Source organism: Halioglobus sp. Uisw_031 (genome assembly GCF_047729875.1).
Taxonomy (GTDB): Bacteria; Pseudomonadota; Gammaproteobacteria; order Pseudomonadales; family Halieaceae; genus Marimicrobium.
In genome coordinates this window covers 1,968,923-1,988,220 of record NZ_CP159826.1, presented here as the reverse complement: position 1 = coordinate 1,988,220, position 19,298 = coordinate 1,968,923, and the positions used below count along the sequence as shown (strand labels likewise).

The following is a 19,298-nucleotide window of genomic DNA, read 5'->3' as shown; positions in this document are numbered from 1 at the left end:
TGCTTATAGTGCGGTCGTTATATGCAGGACTGACGCCAGTAGCGCGATGCCCAGTGCGACCACAATTCTAGGTCCGCCAAACATAAACCACGGTGAGGCTGGGAAGGCGAAGGTCTTCTCCAGTGACTCCAACTTAAGCCCGTGATGCTCGCTACCAATGGTCGCGGGCAATATGTTCATCAGGTCACGTCGGCTGCGGTAACGGATCATGCCGGCGACGCTCCAGTCATCGGCGTGATCGCAGGCGACGTTTTCAACATTTCCGCTGGCCGCACGGGCAATCATTACAGGGTGTCCTGCTTTTCGCAACAGTGAGCCTAGAAAAATTTTCTGATACGTATTCAGTTTCTCGAGGGATTCTTTTTTCGGTGATTTGAGATGCAACAGATTGACCATGACGAAGTCTTTGCCATCGTCATCGAGCAGGAACTTGCGCAGGTGTTCCTTCTGAGTGGCCGTCCAGGTGTCGTCGTGTTCAAATATGCACATCGTTGCGGCTACCTCTTGCGGGGTTACCTTTTTTTGAAAGCCTACATACCAGAACCAGAATGCGGCATAGGCTAATACGGCGATTATCCAGATCATTACTGCGCTCATGTGTCCATCCTCTCGTGAATTTTTTATTTCTCTAGGCGCCACCGGCAGCGCTCTGCTATGAAGACTCACGTTCGAGACGTTAAAAAGATGCTTCGAATTGACCTAGAGGGTGACATAGTGGCATTATATATGTCAATATAAATGCGACGTCCTTGTGACAAGGCAGTGCGCTCTAATTAACCTGTGGAGAAAGTATCGTGTCGTCAATGAAGCCTCTTCGACTGGTCGGCGGAACCGCCTCGCCGTATACGCAAAAAATGCTCGGGCTGCTGCGCTATCGTCATATACCCTATGCGGTGACGTGGGGAGACCCCGCTGGGACTCTGGACGCGCTTGGGATCGAAAAACCCCGACCGATCTTTCACCCGACTTTTCTGTTCGACAACGATGACGGCAAGCCGCACGGTGTGTGCGACTCCACGCCGATTATCCGACGCCTAGAAGCCTTGTATCCCGGACGGTCTGTGCTACCGACTGACCCAGCATTAGCGTTTATCGACGACCTGATTGAGGATTTTGCCGATGAGTGGTGCACGAAGTATATGTTCCACTATCGCTGGTACCCCAAGGTAGATGCGGATAACGCCGGCGCGCTGCTGCCTCTTGGCATGGACGTTAGTATGCCCGCTGAAACGTATGCGCAGTTTAAAGATTATGTGGTTGAGCGGCAGGTTAGTCGCCTCTATGTGGTCGGCTCCAACGACACGACGGCAGCGGTTATCGATGCCAGTTATCGGCGCTTTTTGACCGCCATGGAGGGCCATCTTGCGAATCAAAAATTCATGTTGGGGGGACGGCCCGCGGCGGGTGACTTTGGTCTCTATGGCCAGCTGACCCAGTTGGTGGGGTTTGATCCGACCCCGCGTGATATTGCTCATGCGGTATCACCGCGCACGGTTGCTTGGGTTGATCTTATGCGTGATCAGACAGGACTGGAGCCGCAGGACAGTGATTGGGTGGCGATAGAGGAGCAACCCGAGAGTTTGCGTGAGTTGCTGGCTGAGATCGGGCGGGTCTATGCGCCTGCGCAGCTGGCCAATGCAAAAGCGGTGCGGGCCGGCGAGAAAACCTGGCAGGACCAAATTGATGGTGCAGTGTGGACACAACAGAGCTTCCCCTATCAGGCCAAGTGCCTGCGGTGGACGAATGATTGTTACCACGCATTGACCGCGCATGACCGCGCACGTGTTGATGCGCTGATCGCCGGTACCGGCGTTGAAAGTATGTTGCTTCAAGACTAAAGAGACATTAGATTATCAGGGTATTTGACCCACCAATAACCGCATAAGGGACAACGCGATGGGATTTCAAGCGAGTGAACGTGTAGTGGCGCTGAATGCGCAGCTGGAAGCGTTTATGCAGGAACACATTTATCCGCGAGAACACGAATGGGAGGCGTTTACGCTGGATCAGAACAATCGTTGGCAGGTGCCTGACTGGTTTGACGTGCTCAGGGAAAAAGCCAAGGCAGAGGGCTTATGGAATCTTTTTCTGCCTGAAGAATATGGTGACTGGGGTCCTGGTCTGAAAAATGTGGAGATCGCCAGAATTTTTGAAACGATGAGCAAGGTGAACTGGGCCCAGCCTATCTTTAACTGCAACGCGCCGGATCGCGGCAATATGGAAGTCCTTGCTAAGTATGGGACGGCCGAACAACAAGAACAGTGGTTAAAACCGCTACTGGCGGGTGACATTCGCAGTGCCTATGCCATGACTGAGCCGCAAGTGGCTTCATCTGATGCCACCAATATGGAATTGTCAATGACGCGTGATGGTGACGAGTACGTGCTTAACGGTCGCAAGTGGTGGACCACCGGCGCGATTAATCCGCGCTGCAAGCTCATGTTAGTCATGGGGAAATCCAATCCGGAAAACGATCGCCACCGGCAGCATTCAACGATCCTTGTGCCCCGCGATACGCCCGGCGTGACGCTGGTACGCGAGCTGAGAGTGTTCGACAATCTGCATTCACCGGGCGGTGAAGCAGAGTTACTGTTCGATAACGTGCGGGTGCCGATCAGCAACTTGATAAAAGGCGAGGGTTGCGGCTTTGAGATTGCGCAGGGTCGTTTAGGGCCTGGCCGTTTCCAGTACGCCATGACGTTTGTTGGCCAAGCTCAGCGTTGTATGGAGCTGATGTGCGAGCGTGCCAGTCAGCGTGTAGCCTTCGGTGAAAAGCTGATTAAGAAAACCAGCGTACAACATGAGATCGCCCGCTGTCGCTGCGAGATCGAACAGTGTCGATTGCTGACATTGCAGGCGGCAGAAATCATGGACAGCGAAGGTGTAGAGGCCGCTATGCCGTATATTTCTATGCTGAAAATTGTCGGGCCTAATATGGCACAAAACGTTGCAGACCGTGCTATGCAAGTGTTTGGTGGCATGGGGGTTTGTCAGGACACCCTTATTCCATCGGTATTTACGCAGGCACGATTTTGCCGAATCGCCGATGGCCCGGACGAAGTACATATGTCGAAGCTGGCCAAGCTGACGATGCAATCGTTGGGATACTAATAGGAAGACTCACGCTATGACGACTATTTTTGATGGTGAAGCGATACACGCTAGTACTCTGGAAGTTCGCAAGGACAACTGGAGCGACACGCGGGTAGTAAAGGATGAAATAGTCGGCGGGCTTGCGGAGGATGAAGTCCTACTGCAAGTTGATCGATTGGCGCTGACTGCTAATAACATTTCCTACGCTGCCTCAGGTGATGCACTGGGTTATTGGCGTTTTTTTCCCGCGGCTGACGGCTGGGGGAGAGTGCCCGCCATGGGTTGGGCAGATGTCGTAGCATCCAATCATGCGGATATTGTGGTTGGCGAAAGGGTTTGGGGATTTTTCCCTTTTTCCACGCATCTGAAAATTCTTGCTGGCAAAGTCAGTCAGCAAAGTTTTAGTGATGTCTCCGTGCATCGTGACGGTTTAGCGCCTGTCTACGCGCAATTTGATCGTGCATCGGCTTATGCTATTTACGAGCAGGCGCGGGAGGATCAAGACAGCCTTCTGCGAGGCCTTTACATGACGTCTTGGCTAGTAGCAGACTTTATGGAGATGAATGATTTTTTTGGTGCCAGCAGTTGTCTTATAACCAGTGCCTCTAGCAAGACCAGTATTGCGCTTGGTCACTGTGTGCAACGGCAGGACGGCGTTAGCAGTATTGCATTGACCTCTGCAGGCAATGTGGCTTTCTGCGAGAGCCTAGGGTGCTATGACAGTGTTTTGACCTACGAGCAGATAAGCGCGCTCGATGGGCAAGAGTCTGTGGTAGTGGTCGATATGGCAGGCAGCGCATCGATTCTTTCCGAACTCCATCATCATTACGCCGACACTATGAAATACTCCTGCAGAATTGGAGCGACTCATGTTGATAGCGTTGGGGCCGTGCATGATTTGCCAGGTGCAACACCGGAGTTCTTTTTTGCGCCAGGTCACATTCAGATCCGCAGTAAGGAACTGGGTCCAGCAGAATTGATGATGCGTCTTGGCAGCGCTTATGTCGCGTTTCGGCAGTTTTGTGATACGTGGCTGCAGGTGGAAGATAGCTTTGGCGCGGAGGCTGTGACCGCTGTTTATCAGCGTGTGCGGGCCGGCAAGGCAGACCCGGCCACAGGCCAAATTATTTCCCTGTGGGAGCAGCCGTGAATGTCAGATTGTTGGGTGCGTACTGTTATAATTGCGCCACCACATCCACCATCGCAGCGGTGAGGGTAGCAACATCGGCGCTGCCCATCACATACGGCGGCATCGCGTAAACCAGCTTACCAAAAGGTCTTACCCAAACCCCGCGTTCTACAAACAGCGGTTGTACCACGCGCATATCGACCGGCTCCTTCAGTTCAATGACACCAATCGCACCCAGGGTACGAACCTCCGCGACGCTATCGAACTTGCGGGCCGGTGCTAGGCCAACGGTAAGCTCGGTCTGCAGCCGCTGCACCGTGCGCTGCCAAGGTTGGGATAGTAGCAGCTGTATGCTGGCAATGGCGGTCGCGCAGGCGAGAGGGTTAGCCATGAAGGTCGGACCATGCATAAAAGCACCGGCTTCGCTGTTGCTGATGCCGTTGCAAATACGCTCACTGCACAAGCTCGCCGCCAGCGTCAGATAGCCGCCGGTCAACGCTTTTCCAAGACATAGGATGTCCGGCACCACATCCGCATGTTCCAGCGCGAAGAGCTTGCCTGTACGTCCGAAGCCTGTGGCGATTTCATCGAAAATCAGCAGCACATCGTAGTGATCACACAACGCCCGCACCTTCACCAGATACTCTGGCGAATAAAAACGCATGCCACCTGCGCCTTGGACAATGGGCTCGAGCACGACGGCCGCGATCTCATGGCTGTGATCAGATAACAACGCCGTTATCTCGGCCATCTCAGCGTCTGTACAAGGCCCATCAAATGGGCATTGAGGTGCGGGCGCGAACAGTTGTTTGGGCAGGGTGTCGCCAAATAAGTAGTGCATACCCGTGACGGGATCGCAGAGCGACATAGCGCCGATCGTATCGCCGTGATAGCCGTTTCGGAGTGCGAGCAGTTTGTGCTTTTCCGGTCGGTTCAGACCATGCCAGTATTGAATGGCCATTTTCATTGCAACTTCTACCGCAACCGATCCTGAGTCACTAAAAAAAACGCGATCCAGGCCCGGCGGTGTCAGCTTTACGAGCATCTGGGCTAACTTCACAGCGGGTGGATGTGTTAGACCGCCGAACATGACGTGTGACACGGCGTGTAGCTGCGACTCTACTGCCCGATTGAGTACTGGATGGTTGTATCCGTGTATCGCGCACCACCACGAGGCCATACCGTCAATAAGCTGTCTGCCGTCAGCCAATTCTAGACGGACGCCGCTGGCGCTAACAACAGGAAAGACTTCTGCGCCACCGACGGCGGGAGCGTAGGGGTGCCAGATGGCTTCGCTGTCACCGCGCTGGAGATTGTCCCAGGTATTATCAGTCATGACTTATCCAGTACGGCGATTACAGTCGGCAGGACATTGTCCAGTAGCAAGGGTTGTGCCTCGACTGTTGGATGAATGCCATCGCCCTGCATTAACGCTGGGTTGGTTGCGACGCCATCGAGTATAAATGGTGCCAAGGTACAGTCCGTCTCAAGCGCAACCTGACGGAAGCTCTCGCGAAATCCCGAAGTATAGCGAGTACCGTAGTTGGGTGGAATCTCCATCGGGAGCAGTATCACCTTAGCGCCTGCCTGCTGTGCCATTTCTACGAGTCTTTTTAGATGATCATACAGAGTATTCAAGGGATAACCCCGCAGCCCGTCGTTGGCACCTAACTCGATGATGACCATGCTGGGCTGATTTTCTTGCAGCAGCAGGGGCAGGCGGCGAAGTCCTCCGGCGGTTGTCTCGCCACTGATACTGGCATTCACCACTTGGATTCCCGCATCTCGTTCTTTAAGATACACCGCAAGTTTTGTAACCCAGCCCTGTTCCAGAGACATGCCATAGGCTGCGCTGATACTATCGCCTAATACTAGGATTTTTGTTTCATTGGCAAAGGCCTGCCCCGTTAATGCCAGTAACAGGCATCCGATGGCAAGTGAATTGCGTATATGGCAATAAAGGAAATGTTGAATGATCAAATGTGACAATCTCCAAAAACGGGTTCCCATGGCGGGTACCGAGTTGGAGATACTGAAAGGGATTACGCTGGAAATCAAGTCGGGCGAATCCGTGGCCATCATTGGAGCCTCCGGTTCGGGCAAATCGACACTGCTTGGCCTACTTGCGGGCTTGGACGAAGCGTCCGGAGGCTCTGTGACAATCAACGGCACAGATCTGGGTACGCTCGATGAAGATGGCAGAGCCCGGTTTCGCGGCGAGCACATCGGATTTGTGTTCCAGTCATTCCAATTGCTGCCGGCGCTAACCGCGTTAGAAAATGTCATGCTGCCTCTGGAATTGCAGGGTCAATCCGAGGTCATGCAAAAGGCGGAGCACTATTTGAAGCGAGTCGAACTGGACGCCAGAATGAGGCATTACCCACTGCAGCTTTCCGGTGGGGAGCAGCAGAGGGTCGCTCTGGCCAGGGCCTTTGCATCCCGACCCGCAATCCTGTTTGCCGATGAGCCCACCGGTAATTTAGACAGCCGCACGGGTGACCGCATTATTGACCTTGTGTTCGAACTGAATCGGGAGGAGGGGACGACCCTAGTCTTGGTCACTCACGATTCAGCGTTGGCCGATCGCTGTGACCGGCGCCTCCGCCTGGACGGTGGCGCGTTGGTGAAGGAGTAAGCGCGGCATGTCGATGACCGCTACTAAAATGCTGGCGCGCGATTGGCGTGGCGGAGAGCTGGGTGTGCTGGTGATGGCGCTGGTGCTAGCTGTCGGAGTGGTGTCTGGAATTAGCGCTTTTACTACCAAGCTGCAAAGCGCGTTGGTGCAAGAGAGCCATCGTTTTCTTGCCGCGGATACGGTGGTCAGCAGTGGTAGGCCATTGCCAGAAGAATGGTTGCAGCAGGCCGATAGAGACGGATTACAGCGGGCAGTCACACTGTCATTCCCGTCCATGGTGTACGCCGGTGATGATAATATGTATCTGGCCTCGATCAAGGCGGTCAGTGAGACCTATCCGCTTCGGGGTGAGCTGACCTATGGCGTTGAGCCTTTCGGCGAAACCTTTCCGGCGAGCGCTGGGCCGGCGCAAGGCGAGGTGTGGCTCGACTCGCGCCTATTTTCTTTGCTTGACGTGACGCTCCAAGATCAGATTACGATTGGAGAACACGCATTTTTGGTTGTTGCAGTGGCGCGTACCGAACCGGATCAGGGCGCTTCTTTTTACGGACTTGGGCCTCGGGTACTAATGCACTATGACGACATTCCTGCAACAGGGGTGGTGCAGCCGGGAAGTCGGGTCGAGTATCGACAGCTTTACGCCGGACCAGAAGCGACGGTGCGGTCGTTCAGTCTATGGCTGCAACCGCTGTTAAAAGATGGCCAAAAGGCGCTGAGTGTGGAGGAGGGGCAGCCGAGTATTAGTAGCGCTCTGGCCCGTGCCGAAAGTTTTCTATTGCTGGCAGGGAGTTTGGCCGTTGTATTGGCAGGCGTTGCTGTTGCGTTGGCTGCACGGCGCTTTAGTGAGCGCCATCATGATTACGTGGCCATTATTAAAAGTCTGGGCGCAACGTCGGGTGCAGTGAATCGCCTTTATGGCACTAGTTTACTGTTACTGGGGCTCATCGCCACTGCGTTGGGATGCGGTTTGGGTTTTGCTATACAGGCGGTGTTTTTTGAATTGTTTGCGGAACAGCTTCCCGTGCAGCCAGGGTCCAGTGGAATAAGGCCCTATGCCATCGGCGCGGCGACGTCGATCACCTGCCTGTTTTGCTTTGCCTGGCCGCCGCTGCGACGCCTGGGTCAGGCGAGTCCACTGCGTGTCTTGCGCCGGGATTTACCCTTGGAGGGAAGTCGAGCGATAAGTGATTATGTGCTCGGATTACTCGCAATTGCGCTACTGATGTGGTGGTACAGTGGAGACTGGAAACTGACTCTGGCGGTGCTCGCGGGTCTGGCGGTAACCGCCGGGCTGGGGCTCGGTTTGGCGTTAACGCTGCTCAAGGGCGGGCGTTTGGTTGGGATGAGCGCAGGGAATATTTGGCGACTTGCGTTGGCAGGCCTGCAGCGACGCGGGCTGGAGAATGCGTTGCAAGTGGTGATCTTTTCCATGGCGATTATGATGCTGTTGGTGCTGCTTCTGGTAAGGACGTCGCTGATTGATGAGTGGCAGACGCAACTGCCAGCCGATGCGCCTAATCACTTCATGCTGAATATCGGCCCCGAAAGCGTACAACCTATAGAAGACCTCCTTAGCGACGAGGGCATCACCAGCGAGGCATTTTATCCGATGATTCGAGGCCGCATTATGTCGGTCAATGGCGAGGAGTTAATCAGTACTGAGGATGTTGAGGAGCAAAGGCGTCAGAGAGAGACCAATTTGACCTGGTCGAATGGATTGCCCAAGGACAATCGCCTTGTTGCAGGACAGTGGTGGCCGAGCGGTACTGACCAAGCCGTGGTTTCGTTAGAAGAAAGTTTCGCTGAACGGTTGGACATTAAAGTAGGCGACTCGGTCGGATTTTTGGTGGGTTCGCAACCATTGGAAGCGCAGGTGACGAGCATTCGTGCGCTGGACTGGCAGTCTATGCGGCCCAATTTTTACTTAGTGTTTCCACCGAAGCTGTTAGCATCATACCCGTCAACCTTCATGACCAGTTTTCATCTGGAAGCGGCCGATAAGGCATTTTTAAATCGCTTCATTCGCAGCTTCCCCACGGTGACTGTCGTCGAGATGGATGCGGTGATAGAGCAGGTTCGCGGCATCATTAACCAGGTGTCTGCGGCCATCAATTTGGTCCTTGTGGTCATATTGGCCGCAGGTGGATTGGTGTTAGTTGCGGGTGTGCAGGCAAGCGTCGACGCTCGGATGCACGAAAGTGCGATCTTGCGTGCTTTAGGCGCGCCACGTCGATTGATTCTCGGCAGTCTGCTGATCGAATTTGCAACGCTGGGTTTGTTTGCGGGTTTGCTTGCAGCCGCAGCGGCTGAGCTGTCTGTGTATATTTTACAAACACTGGTCATGGATATGCGCTATACGCCGACGCTCTGGATATGGCCGCTGGGTATTGTATCGGGGGCATTGGTTGTCGGCAGTCTGGGCGTATTCAACTGTCGTAAGGTGGTCTCTGTCGCTCCCGTGACAGTTTTGCGAGAGCTTTAACGATCGATTACTTTGGCGATTAATGGTTAGTGGCCAAGACCATCCAAGAAAATTTGAACCCCCAGGTCTACCTGACGTTGGAGGTCGATATGGCGCTCAAACAGTCCAGGGGCATCGACCAGCAATGTCGACAACCCATAAATACTTGCCCAAGCGACGTTCGTCATATAAGCGACGCCCTCTACGTCACGGAAAATATCGCGATCAAGGCCACTCTGAATGATGTCCTGCACCAACTGCAGAGTGTCCCGGCTGGCCTTGCGCAGTTCGGGGTATTTCGAGGTAGGCTGTACCGCAGGGCCAAACATGAGTTTGAATAACTGTGGATTATTCGCAGCGTAATCGACGTAGGCGTGGGCGAAGGCGAACAGCTGTTCTTTGGGGCAATCTCCGGCCGCGCCGCCAGTCTCGCGCAGGGCGCGCAGGAGATCACGATAGCCATTTGTCGCCATGGCTGCCAGCAAGCCACTTTTGTCTTCGAAGTGCCGATAAGGCGCTGTCTGGGATACGCCAACGGCCCGAGCCAGTGCGCGCAGGCTAAGGTTTTCCACTCCTACTTTCTGCAGCTGCTCGATAGCGGTATCGAGTAAAGCCTCTCTCAGGTTGCCATGATGGTAGCGCTTTAACACTTCGGTTTTATTCATAGTATTTTTTTATTCGAAAAAAGGGCCAGAGTCGTTTTCTCTGGCCCCATGTGCTCTAAGTCGGCCTCTACGTTAATAGATGTTGCACGGCGTCACGTTCTTCCGTGAGCTCCTGCTCCGTCGCTAACATCTTGGCGCGACTGAATTCTCCGACCTCGACGTCCTGCACGATTTTCCATTCGCCATTAGTGCAGCGGCAGGGGAAGGAGTAGATCAGCCCTTCTGCAATGCCGTATGACCCATCCGACTGAACGCCCATGGATACCCAGTCATCACCCTCGGTGCTAAGCGCCCAAGAACGCATATGGCCACTCGCTGCGTTCGCGGCTGAAGCAGCAGAAGATGCACCGCGTGCTTTAATAATCGCGGCGCCGCGCTGCTGCACGGTGGGAATGAAATCGTTTTCATACCACTGCTGGTCTACCAGGTTGATGGCAGGTTCCCCGTTTACTTTTGCATTGAATAGATCCGGATATTGCGTGGCGGAGTGGTTGCCCCAGATGGTCATGTTGGTGACATCGTTGACGGTCTTGCCGGTCTTCAGGGCGATTTGAGTTTTTGCCCGATTGTGATCAAGACGCGTCATCGCAGTGAAATTGCGAGGGTCGATATCAGGCGCATTACGTTGAGTGATTAATGCATTGGTGTTGGCAGGGTTGCCGACAACCAAGACTTTAATATTTCTGCTGGCGTGCTCGTTGATCGCCTTGCCCTGCACGGAGAAGATCGCAGCATTGGCTTCAAGTAAATCCTTGCGCTCCATGCCCGGGCCGCGTGGACGGGCACCGACCAACAGTGCGTAGTCTGTATCCTTAAAACCAATATTGGGGTCGTCGGTGCAGACGATGCCAGCCAGTAGCGGAAAAGCACAGTCCTCCAGCTCCATCTTCACGCCATCGAGCGCTTCCATGGCGGGAGCAATGTCTAAAAGTTGTAGGACTACCGGTTGGTCATCACCCAGCATAGCGCCGGATGCAATACGGAAGACTAACGCGTAGCCAATTTGGCCAGCAGCGCCAGTTACAGTCACTCGAACAGGTTGTTTCATCGGAGTATGGTCCTCGCTAACAGTGAAATGAACGATTTTTCGGCGAGCATTGTCGAGGCAAACCGCAGAAATTACAAGGTCGTCTCTGCACGACACGTTACTCTCGTGACAGTCTACCCTGAAAAGTGGCACACCGGGCCTCAAGGCGATAGCGTCTGCGTAGGCGTTAGTCTCGATAGTGTAATGCCTTTGTTAAGCTAGCAGGACTCCTGTCGTATAAAGCACTGACTAAGGGATACGGGGCTACAATCTAAAATTGGCGACGGCAGTGCTGGACGCAAGCAACCCCAAGCACGTAAAATGTCCGTCAAATCAAGCACTAACGGCGATCACTGTGCGCGAACTGTCCCGCAAGGAAAAACTCGAGTTTAACAAGCTGCAAAAGCGCTTGCGCCGCAATGCGGGTAAGGCTATAGCCGATTATACGATGATCGAGCAGGGCGATAAGGTCATGGTGTGTGTGTCCGGCGGCAAGGACTCTTATGCCATGCTGGATGTTTTGATCAGTCTGCGACAGAGCGCCCCGGTAGATTTTGAGCTGATTGCGGTGAATCTGGATCAAAAGCAGCCGGGATTTCCGGAGGAAGTCCTGCCGGGCTACTTGTCTGACCTGGGCGTGCCGTATTACATTCTTGAGAAAGACACCTACAGTATTGTGAAAGAAGTGGTACCAGAAGGTAAAACCACCTGCGGGCTTTGTTCGCGTCTGCGCAGGGGCAGTCTTTACGGTTTTGCTCGAGAGATTGGTGTTACCAAAATCGCTCTGGGGCACCACCGTGACGATATCGTCGAGACATTATTCCTCAACATGTTTTTTAATGGCAAGCTCAAGGCCATGCCGCCCAAGTTACTTAGTGACGACAAGCAGAATGTTGTGATCCGGCCCCTTGCCTATTGCAAGGAGCAAGATCTGCAGCGCTATGCCGGATTCAAGGAGTTCCCCATCATCCCCTGCAACTTGTGCGGCTCGCAGACGCATTTACAGCGCGTGCAAGTTAAGCAGATGTTAGCGCAGTGGGAGAGAGAGTATCCGGGCCGTACTGAGTCGATATTTCGAAGTGTTTGCAATGTGTCCCCCTCACAATTGGGTGACAGTAGTCTGTTTAATTTCAGTGATCTTCGTGTGGAGCGCGATACCAGTCTACACGTGCCGGCAATTCAGGTGGTGAACCTCTAGTGTCATCCAGCGCTGCCGGCGCGCCATTCCTGGCTGCCCAGTCTCTAAGCCTTGTGCGCGGCGGGCGTGAGCTTTTTTGCGAACTCTCGGTTGAAGTTTACGGTGGACAGCTGTGGCAGATTGAAGGGTCCAACGGCGCGGGCAAGACCAGCCTCATGCGGATTCTTTGCGGGCTGTCGCGTTATGGGTTTGAAGGCGAAGTCCTGCGTTCAGTGACGCCGCTTTACCTCGGTCATCAGCCTGCGGTTAAGGCGCTGTTGAGCCCCCGGGAAAACCTTCAGTGGCATGTGAGTGGAGAAGGCCTTTACTCGGATGAACAAATCGATACTGCGCTTGCCCGAGTAGGGTTGTGCGGCTACGAGGATGTCCCCAGCCATATGCTTTCGGCGGGACAGCACCGTCGCGTGAATCTCGCTCGTTTGTTCCTGTCCGAGGCGCGCCTATGGCTGTTGGATGAGCCCTTTACAGCGATCGATAAGCAGGGTGTGGATGAAACGCAGGCGCTGTTAGCATCGCACGTTGATGGCGGTGGCGCTGTCGTTATGACATCCCATCAGCCACTGCAGGTCACCTGCAACGTGCATACCCTTAACCTTGTTCATGGTGTCGTTTCTTGAGTGCGCCTCATACTGGGCAATTCTGTGCGCTGTTATTGCGCAGGCAATTGTTATTGGCGATGCGTCGCCCGATCGAAATGGGTAATCCCCTGCTGTTTTTCACTATGGTTATCGTCTTGTTTCCGCTTGGTCTGGGCCCTGCCCCTGATAAATTGGCCATTTTCGCTCCCGGCGTCCTGTGGATTACTGCACTGCTTTCCAACCTGCTGACCTCTGACGCGGTTTTCCGCAGTGATTTTGATGACGGTAGCCTGGAGCAGCTAGTTTTGGCGCCGCAGCCTCTGTTTCTCTCGGCGCTAGCGTATATTTTGGCCCACTGGCTGACGACAGGCTTGCTGTTGGCGCTGGTGTCACCGATATTCGCCCTCATGCTGAACCTCCCTGTGTCGGCATTGGGCACGCTCATCGTCAGTTTGCTGTTGGGCACCGCTGTGCTAAGTCTGCTCGGCGGTATTGGCGCCGCGCTCACAGTGGGGCTTAAACGAGGTGGCGTGTTGATTTCCCTATTAATTTTGCCGCTTTACATGCCGGTACTAATTTTTGGCACTGCTGCCGTGCAGGCAGCGGTGACAGGTGCACCGTCAGGCCCGTATCTGGCCATTCTGGGAGCGATGTTGAGCTTGGCCATCGCGTTGGCGCCACTGGCGATTGCCGCAGGATTGAGGATTAGCATAGATGCCTGATAGTTTGTTCAAAACATACGCTCAGGTTTTGGATATTAGTTTGTTCCGCGCCGAGCGAACGGTATAATCCGCGTCGTTATGTGGACCTTCTTTCATAAGCTTGGCTCGCCTCCCTGGTTGTACGCAATCGCAGGTGCCATTCTGCGCTGGCTTGTTCCCATCACCCTCGTTGCCTTAGTCGGTGGGATGGTCTGGGGCCTGTTATTTACGTCGCCGGATTTCCGTCAGGGCAATAGCTACCGTATTATTTATATCCATGTGCCGGCAGCGGTTGTGGCACTGGCTGGCTACTATGTGATGGCAATTGCAGGCGCCATCAGTCTGATCTGGCGGATGAAGATGGCGGACGTAGTGATGAAAGCGGCCGCGCCGGTTGGAGCCGCCCTAACGTTCATCGCTTTGTTGACCGGGGCGATTTGGGGTAAACCAACGTGGGGCACTTGGTGGGTCTGGGACGCTCGGATCACGTCTATGTTAATCCTGCTATTTTTGTATCTGGGTGTTGTTGCATTGTATGAGGCTTTTGACAATAAGGAGGCCGCCGGTAAAGCCTGCGCTGTGCTTAGTTTGGTGGGGATGGTGAACATTCCTATTATCTACAAATCGGTGGACTGGTGGTACAGCCTACATCAGCCCGCCTCCATTAAGTTTAGCGGCGAGTCCACTATAGACCCCAGCATGCTATATCCGCTGTTGCTGATGATTGCAGCGTTTTACGCGCTGTTTACCTGCTGCTTATTGATGAACATGCGCGCGGAATTACTGCAGCGTGAGTCACGCACCCAGTGGGTGAAAAAAATCGCAGGCAAAGAGGGCAGGCGCTGATGTATTTCGACAGTTTTCAGGCCCTGCTTACGATGAATGGACACGGCATCTATGTGTGGCCCGCCTACCTGATCACAATTGTGGTCATCATGGCAGTGCTTATTGCGCCGGTGCGGCGGAGCAATCGCCTGTTGGAGCAATTAGCGGCACAACTTAGGCGCACTGAGAGTGCAACCGTTAGCGGTGTGAGAGGACAACAGTAATGCATCCAGTGCGGAAACAAAGGCTGTATTTGGTGCTTTTTGTGGCGCTCTTCTCCAGCGTGGCAGTCGGTTTGGTGTCCTATGCCTTGCGTGGCAATATCAATTTATTTTACCCGCCAGCCGATGTTGCTTCGGGTAAGGCCCCAACGGGTCAGCCTCTTCGAGTCGGAGGCATGGTAGAGAAAGGCAGTGTGCAGCGCGCTGACGATAGTCTGGAGGTAAGCTTTATGTTGACGGATTATCAAGCATCGGTGCCCGTCGTTTACATCGGTATCCTGCCAGATCTCTTTGGCGAAGAGCAGGGTGCCGTTGCGTCCGGAGTGCTGGATAGCGAAGGCGTGCTGCAGGCGACTGAAATTTTAGCGAAGCACGATGAAAATTATATGCCCCCTGAGGTTGCGTATGCATTGGAGAATTCCGGCTATGACAAAAAAGGTAAAACAAAATGATGCCTGAAATCGGGCACTTTGCCCTGATTATTGCGTTTTGTCTGACGCTAATGCTCGCCACTGTGCCTGCCTGGGGCGCTTGGCGTGGTAATGCGATCGCCATGGCACTGGCGCCGACACTCGCTATTGGCGTGTTGGTTTTTGTAGGAATTAGTTTTGGCTGTTTGGCCAGTGCATTTTTGCAGGACGATTTTTCGGTGGCGCTCGTTGCCTCCCACAGCAACAGTCTGTTGCCTCCAATCTACAAGTTTGCCGCGGTGTGGGGCAATCACGAGGGCTCTCTGATGCTGTGGGCGCTGATTCTTGCACTGTGGACTGCGGCCGTGGCGCTGTTTAGCCCGGCGTTACCGCTGCTAGTGTTGTCGCGAGTATTGTCGGTTATGGGTGCTATTGGTGTTGGCTTCCTCTCTTTTTCTCTGGTGACGTCCAATCCCTTTGCCCGTCTCTTACCCGGCACCCCCGTCGACGGTGGCGACCTCAACCCACTGCTACAGGACCCCGGTCTGATTATACATCCGCCGCTACTCTATATGGGCTACGTCGGGTTTTCTGTGGCTTTTGCTTTCGCTATTGCCGCGCTTCTAGGCGGCCGATTGGATGCATCCTGGGCGCGCTGGTCGAGGCCTTGGACCAACATTGCTTGGGGCTTTCTCAGTCTAGGCATTATGCTGGGAAGTTGGTGGGCATATTATGAGTTGGGCTGGGGTGGTTGGTGGTTCTGGGACCCAGTGGAGAATGCTTCATTCATGCCCTGGTTGGCAGGAACCGCGCTAATCCATTCGCTTGCAGCCACGGATAAACGCGGGCTGTTCAAAAGCTGGACCGTGTTGCTGGCTATTTTTGCGTTTTCGCTGAGCCTACTGGGCACCTTTTTGGTCCGCTCCGGCGTGCTGACCTCAGTGCATGCGTTTGCCACTGATCCCGCCAGAGGAATGTTTATTCTGGTGTTCCTGGCACTGGTGGTAGGCGGCTCCTTAACGCTTTATGCGTTTCGGGCGCCCGCAGTAAGTAGCAAGGTCACCTTCGCCTGGGTCTCCAGAGAGAGCCTTTTGCTGTGTAATAATGTCGTGTTTTTAGTGGCCACCCTGACGGTGTTATTTGGCACGCTCTTTCCGCTGATTGTGGATGGGCTGGGAATGGGTAAGGTTTCTGTCGGCCCGCCGTATTTTAATGCTGTTTTTGTCCCCTTGATGGTCCTGCTGGTGCCGTTCATGGGGATCGGCCCGGTTTCGCGCTGGAAGGGTGATGATGTTGCGCGCTGGCGCAGTGAGTTGATGATTCCTGTCGTGGTTGCGGTTGTGTGTGGGTTTACATTCCCACTGCTACATGCGCCTTACAATATTTGGGTTGCATTGGCGGTACTGTTATCGTCTTGGTTGGTGCTGGGACTGTTGCAGGATGTCTGGCGCCGACTGCGCAATGCGTCCAGTCCAGCGCGCGGTTTGCAGCGATTGACGCCGGGCTACTGTGGCATGCTGATTGCGCACCTAGGATTCGCGATCTGTGTGACAGGGGTCGTTGCTACCAGTCAGTACTCTGTTGAACGTGATCTTAGAATGAGTCCGGGCGACACACAGGAAGTCGCGGGTTATGAGTTTAAGTTTGTTGAGGTCACGCAAGTGCGCGGGCCAAACTTTACGGCAGATGAAGCACGGATAGAAGTGTCTCGTGACGACGTCATTGTGGCTAACTTGTTGCCGCAGAAACGGCGCTACCTCGCCACCGGTTCCGTGATGACAGAAGCCGCTATTGACCCTGGTCTGTTTCGAGACCTCTATGTTGCGATGGGAGAGCCCATCGGCAATGATGGGGCCTGGGCGATGCGGCTGCATTACAAGCCTCTGGTCCGCTGGATGTGGTTGGGCGCGATTTTCATGGCGGCAGGTGCCTTCACTTCGATATTGGACAAACGTTATCGACGCCAACACGAGGTTGTGCGCTCGGGTAACAAGGCCGCGCTTCATGGGGCCTAGACTCAAGCTGTTTTTGCCGCTGATTCTGTTTGCGATGCTGGCCATTACGTTATTCCGAGGCCTGAGCCTTGACCCTAGCGAGATGCCCTCAGCACTGATTGATCGACCCTTTCCTGCCTTCAATTTGCCCCGTTTAGGCGGTCCCGGACTGCTATCTCAGGCGGACCTTGAAGGTCAGGTCTCGCTGTTAAATGTCTGGGCTACCTGGTGTGTTGCGTGTCGCGTGGAACACCCCTATTTGAAGCAGCTTGCGCAACGGGGCATTCCCCTTTTTGGCATTAACTATAAAGATAATGATGTTGCCGCACAGCGTTGGTTAGACGAACTGGGAGACCCCTATCGGTTTAATATTGCCGATCGTGAAGGAACGCTGGGACTTGATCTGGGCGTCTACGGTGCACCAGAAACATACTTGGTTGACGCGAAAGGTGTGATTCGATATCGCCACGTGGGCGTGGTAGACGAGGGGGTATGGAAGACGATTCTCGAGCCTTTGTATCAGTCGCTGACAGTGGAGAGTGGCGCGCAATGAAGATTGCCTGTTGGTTGTTTTTTGCTGCTCTGGTGATATTCGTGGGCCCGGCTCTGGCGTTAGTTGAAACCTACAATTTCAGCGACGCTAAGTTGGAAGTGCGCTATCAAAATCTGACGGAGGAATTGCGCTGTCCCAAGTGCCAGAACCAGAATATCGCGGATTCCGATGCACCTATTGCACAAGATTTGCGCAGGCTATTACATCAGCAACTGGAAGAGGGGGATTCTGATGCTGAGATTCTTGATCATATGGTAGCGCGTTATGGAGAATTCGTTCGCTATCGACCTAGCTTTGGCGGCGTGTCTATAATCCTCTGGCTGGCCCCCGTACTGTTGTTGTTGGCGGCGTTTGGGGTGCTGTTGCTTACGCTGCGTTCGAAGTCAAGGGCGGCCACTGCCGGGGTCGCCTCATTGAGCGTCGAGGAGCAGGCGCGACTGCAGTCGTTGTTGAATAAAGCGGAGCAGGATTCTTGACAACTTTTATTTTGGCATGTGCGGGTTTGGTACTTCTCAGTGGCGTTTTTTATCTCTTTCCTCGTGCGCGATCCGGGAGTACCGAAGCGGATCTGGATAGCGCCAATCTCGAATGGTTCCGATTGCGGCGGCTGGAGTTAGCGGCTGAGGGCAATGACGCGCTGGACGAAGACGCCCGCCTGCGTCTACTTGAAGATGAGCATCTTCGCGCCCCCACCCAAGTGACGTCAGCGCAGTCTTTTCCGGTATGGATATTTCTGCCGCTAGTGGCGCTGCTGGCCAGTGTGTTGTATTACATGCTCGGTGCCGCTCAGGATGTTGAGATTGCGGAGCGGTTGCAAAACCTGCAGGAGGACATGACGCCCGAGGAGAAGATCAGTCTCATCGCGGAGGTTGAGGCGCGCTCACTACAGCGTCCAGAGAATCTTCACTATGTCTCGCTATTGGGCCGCTATTACATGGGCCAGGAAGATTATACGCGGGCGGCAGAACTTTACACTGCGCTGGTGCAGGCGGTGCCAGAAGATGCGCAGGCTCTTGCATATGCTGCGCAGGCTGAATATCTCGCCGCCGGCCGCACATTGAACGGACCTGCTCGACTGTGGGCAGAGCAGGCGCTTGCTGCAGACCCGCAACAGCGCACCGCACTGGGTCTGCTGGGCATGGCCGCCTTCGATGCGCAGCAGTATGACGTTTCAATTGCTTACTGGGCCCGCTTGCTGGCGCTGGAGTCACCGAACTCTGATAGCCAAAAGATAATTGAGCAGATGATAGAAACGTCGCGGCAACAACTTGCTGCGTTAGCCCCTGAGGGCAGTACGCCCACTGTTGTGGCGCCTGCAGCAACTGTAGCGGTGTCTGGTGCCGGCGTTACGGTAAGCGTCTCTGCTCCGGCGGGCGCCACTATCGACCCGGCAGATACGGTGTTTATTCTGGCGCGCAATGCAGACTCGCAAAGCCGCATGCCGATCGCTGTTCAACGGTTGACGGGCGCACAACTGCCGGTGATTTTACGGCTGGATGACAGCAACTCCATGGCGGGTCAGAAACTCTCTGCAGCCTCGTCGGTGATTGTCGCGGTGCAGGTATCCCGCGATGGCCGCCCCGGTGAGGCAAATGCCCGCTGGCTTGGACAGGCGGGGCCGCTGGCTCCCAGCGTTGATGATACGCCAGTGGCTATCGTGCTGGTGCCGAATACACCCTAAGTCTTGCCTCTGCACAGGTCTTTGGCGTCCTGCCCTGCACCAAAAAACGATTTTTTGCATTTCTCCTGTGCAGGCATAGTGTTGTTCAATGAAAGTATATACACTATATGTTGTGTTGCATTGCCGA

Annotated in this window: 20 protein-coding genes; 15 read left to right on the top strand and 5 right to left on the bottom strand. The window is 54.4% G+C overall.

Annotated elements, in window-relative coordinates:
• Positions 1-3: 3 nt before the first annotated feature.
• The gene (locus ABXT62_RS09060) at positions 4-597 is read right to left on the bottom strand and encodes a hypothetical protein (RefSeq protein ID WP_415354915.1); all 594 of its coding nucleotides are present in this window, start codon (positions 595-597) and stop codon (positions 4-6) included.
• Between the two features lie 206 nt (positions 598-803).
• On the opposite strand from ABXT62_RS09060, the gene ABXT62_RS09055 reads away from it, so the two are divergent.
• From ABXT62_RS09055 to ABXT62_RS09045, 3 genes are read left to right on the top strand one after another with little or no spacing between them, the layout of a single operon-like run.
• Complete coding sequence (locus tag ABXT62_RS09055) at positions 804-1,838, top strand: glutathione S-transferase N-terminal domain-containing protein (protein WP_415358188.1); 1,035 nt, start codon at positions 804-806, stop codon at positions 1,836-1,838.
• 58 nt (positions 1,839-1,896) lie between these two features.
• Complete coding sequence (locus tag ABXT62_RS09050; RefSeq protein ID WP_415354914.1) at positions 1,897-3,111, top strand: acyl-CoA dehydrogenase family protein; 1,215 nt, start codon at positions 1,897-1,899, stop codon at positions 3,109-3,111.
• A gap of 16 nt (positions 3,112-3,127) precedes the next feature.
• A complete protein-coding gene (locus tag ABXT62_RS09045; RefSeq protein ID WP_415354913.1) occupies positions 3,128-4,243 on the top strand; it encodes a DUF2855 family protein in 1,116 nt (371 codons plus the stop codon).
• Positions 4,244-4,268: 25 nt separating this feature from the next.
• On the opposite strand, the gene bioA is transcribed toward ABXT62_RS09045, so the two are convergent.
• Both bioA and ABXT62_RS09035 read right to left on the bottom strand, forming a co-directional pair.
• Positions 4,269-5,558 (bottom strand): adenosylmethionine--8-amino-7-oxononanoate transaminase, encoded by a 1,290-nt coding sequence (bioA, locus tag ABXT62_RS09040; protein ID WP_415354912.1) that lies wholly within the window; start codon positions 5,556-5,558, stop codon positions 4,269-4,271.
• Positions 5,555-6,202 carry an arylesterase gene (locus ABXT62_RS09035; protein ID WP_415354911.1) on the bottom strand — a complete coding sequence of 216 codons (648 nt, stop codon included), beginning with the start codon at positions 6,200-6,202 and terminating at the stop codon, positions 5,555-5,557. The genes bioA and ABXT62_RS09035 overlap by 4 nt, the downstream gene beginning before the upstream one ends.
• On the opposite strand from ABXT62_RS09035, the gene ABXT62_RS09030 reads away from it, so the two are divergent.
• Together ABXT62_RS09030 and ABXT62_RS09025 are read left to right on the top strand one after the other, a co-directional pair.
• Positions 6,195-6,857, top strand: coding sequence for an ABC transporter ATP-binding protein (locus tag ABXT62_RS09030; RefSeq protein ID WP_415354910.1), 663 nt, complete (start codon positions 6,195-6,197; stop codon positions 6,855-6,857). The two genes, ABXT62_RS09035 and ABXT62_RS09030, sit on opposite strands and share 8 nt — an antisense overlap.
• A gap of 7 nt (positions 6,858-6,864) precedes the next feature.
• Positions 6,865-9,339, top strand: coding sequence for an ABC transporter permease (locus ABXT62_RS09025; RefSeq protein ID WP_415354909.1), 2,475 nt, complete (start codon positions 6,865-6,867; stop codon positions 9,337-9,339).
• Between the two features lie 26 nt (positions 9,340-9,365).
• Here ABXT62_RS09025 and ABXT62_RS09020 read toward each other — a convergent pair whose 3' ends face one another.
• Both ABXT62_RS09020 and ABXT62_RS09015 read right to left on the bottom strand, forming a co-directional pair.
• Positions 9,366-9,983 (bottom strand): TetR/AcrR family transcriptional regulator, encoded by a 618-nt coding sequence (locus ABXT62_RS09020; protein WP_415354908.1) that lies wholly within the window; start codon positions 9,981-9,983, stop codon positions 9,366-9,368.
• Positions 9,984-10,050: 67 nt separating this feature from the next.
• Positions 10,051-11,031 (bottom strand): malate dehydrogenase, encoded by a 981-nt coding sequence (locus ABXT62_RS09015; protein ID WP_415354907.1) that lies wholly within the window; start codon positions 11,029-11,031, stop codon positions 10,051-10,053.
• A 334-nt stretch (positions 11,032-11,365) separates the two neighbouring features.
• Here ABXT62_RS09015 and ttcA point away from each other — a divergent pair, with 334 nt between their 5' ends.
• The 10 genes from ttcA to ABXT62_RS08965 all read left to right on the top strand — a co-directional run bounded on the left by ttcA (position 11,366) and on the right by ABXT62_RS08965 (position 19,171).
• Complete coding sequence (gene ttcA / locus ABXT62_RS09010; protein WP_415358187.1) at positions 11,366-12,208, top strand: tRNA 2-thiocytidine(32) synthetase TtcA; 843 nt, start codon at positions 11,366-11,368, stop codon at positions 12,206-12,208.
• The gene (ccmA, locus tag ABXT62_RS09005; protein WP_415354906.1) at positions 12,208-12,825 is read left to right on the top strand and encodes a cytochrome c biogenesis heme-transporting ATPase CcmA; all 618 of its coding nucleotides are present in this window, start codon (positions 12,208-12,210) and stop codon (positions 12,823-12,825) included. The genes ttcA and ccmA overlap by 1 nt, the downstream gene beginning before the upstream one ends.
• The gene (gene ccmB, locus ABXT62_RS09000) at positions 12,822-13,508 is read left to right on the top strand and encodes a heme exporter protein CcmB (RefSeq protein ID WP_415354905.1); all 687 of its coding nucleotides are present in this window, start codon (positions 12,822-12,824) and stop codon (positions 13,506-13,508) included. The genes ccmA and ccmB overlap by 4 nt, the downstream gene beginning before the upstream one ends.
• A gap of 78 nt (positions 13,509-13,586) precedes the next feature.
• The gene (locus ABXT62_RS08995) at positions 13,587-14,333 is read left to right on the top strand and encodes a heme ABC transporter permease (protein ID WP_415354904.1); all 747 of its coding nucleotides are present in this window, start codon (positions 13,587-13,589) and stop codon (positions 14,331-14,333) included.
• Positions 14,333-14,536 carry a heme exporter protein CcmD gene (ccmD, locus tag ABXT62_RS08990; protein ID WP_415354903.1) on the top strand — a complete coding sequence of 68 codons (204 nt, stop codon included), beginning with the start codon at positions 14,333-14,335 and terminating at the stop codon, positions 14,534-14,536. The genes ABXT62_RS08995 and ccmD overlap by 1 nt, the downstream gene beginning before the upstream one ends.
• Positions 14,536-14,985, top strand: coding sequence for a cytochrome c maturation protein CcmE (ccmE, locus tag ABXT62_RS08985; protein WP_415354902.1), 450 nt, complete (start codon positions 14,536-14,538; stop codon positions 14,983-14,985). Before ccmD ends, ccmE begins: the two co-directional genes overlap by 1 nt.
• Positions 14,982-16,958 (top strand): heme lyase CcmF/NrfE family subunit, encoded by a 1,977-nt coding sequence (locus ABXT62_RS08980; RefSeq protein WP_415354901.1) that lies wholly within the window; start codon positions 14,982-14,984, stop codon positions 16,956-16,958. Before ccmE ends, ABXT62_RS08980 begins: the two co-directional genes overlap by 4 nt.
• Complete coding sequence (locus ABXT62_RS08975; RefSeq protein ID WP_415354900.1) at positions 16,948-17,490, top strand: DsbE family thiol:disulfide interchange protein; 543 nt, start codon at positions 16,948-16,950, stop codon at positions 17,488-17,490. The genes ABXT62_RS08980 and ABXT62_RS08975 overlap by 11 nt, the downstream gene beginning before the upstream one ends.
• Positions 17,487-17,966 (top strand): cytochrome c-type biogenesis protein CcmH, encoded by a 480-nt coding sequence (locus ABXT62_RS08970; RefSeq protein WP_415354899.1) that lies wholly within the window; start codon positions 17,487-17,489, stop codon positions 17,964-17,966. Before ABXT62_RS08975 ends, ABXT62_RS08970 begins: the two co-directional genes overlap by 4 nt.
• Positions 17,963-19,171, top strand: coding sequence for a cytochrome C biogenesis protein (locus ABXT62_RS08965; RefSeq protein WP_415354898.1), 1,209 nt, complete (start codon positions 17,963-17,965; stop codon positions 19,169-19,171). Before ABXT62_RS08970 ends, ABXT62_RS08965 begins: the two co-directional genes overlap by 4 nt.
• Positions 19,172-19,298: the final 127 nt, after the last annotated feature.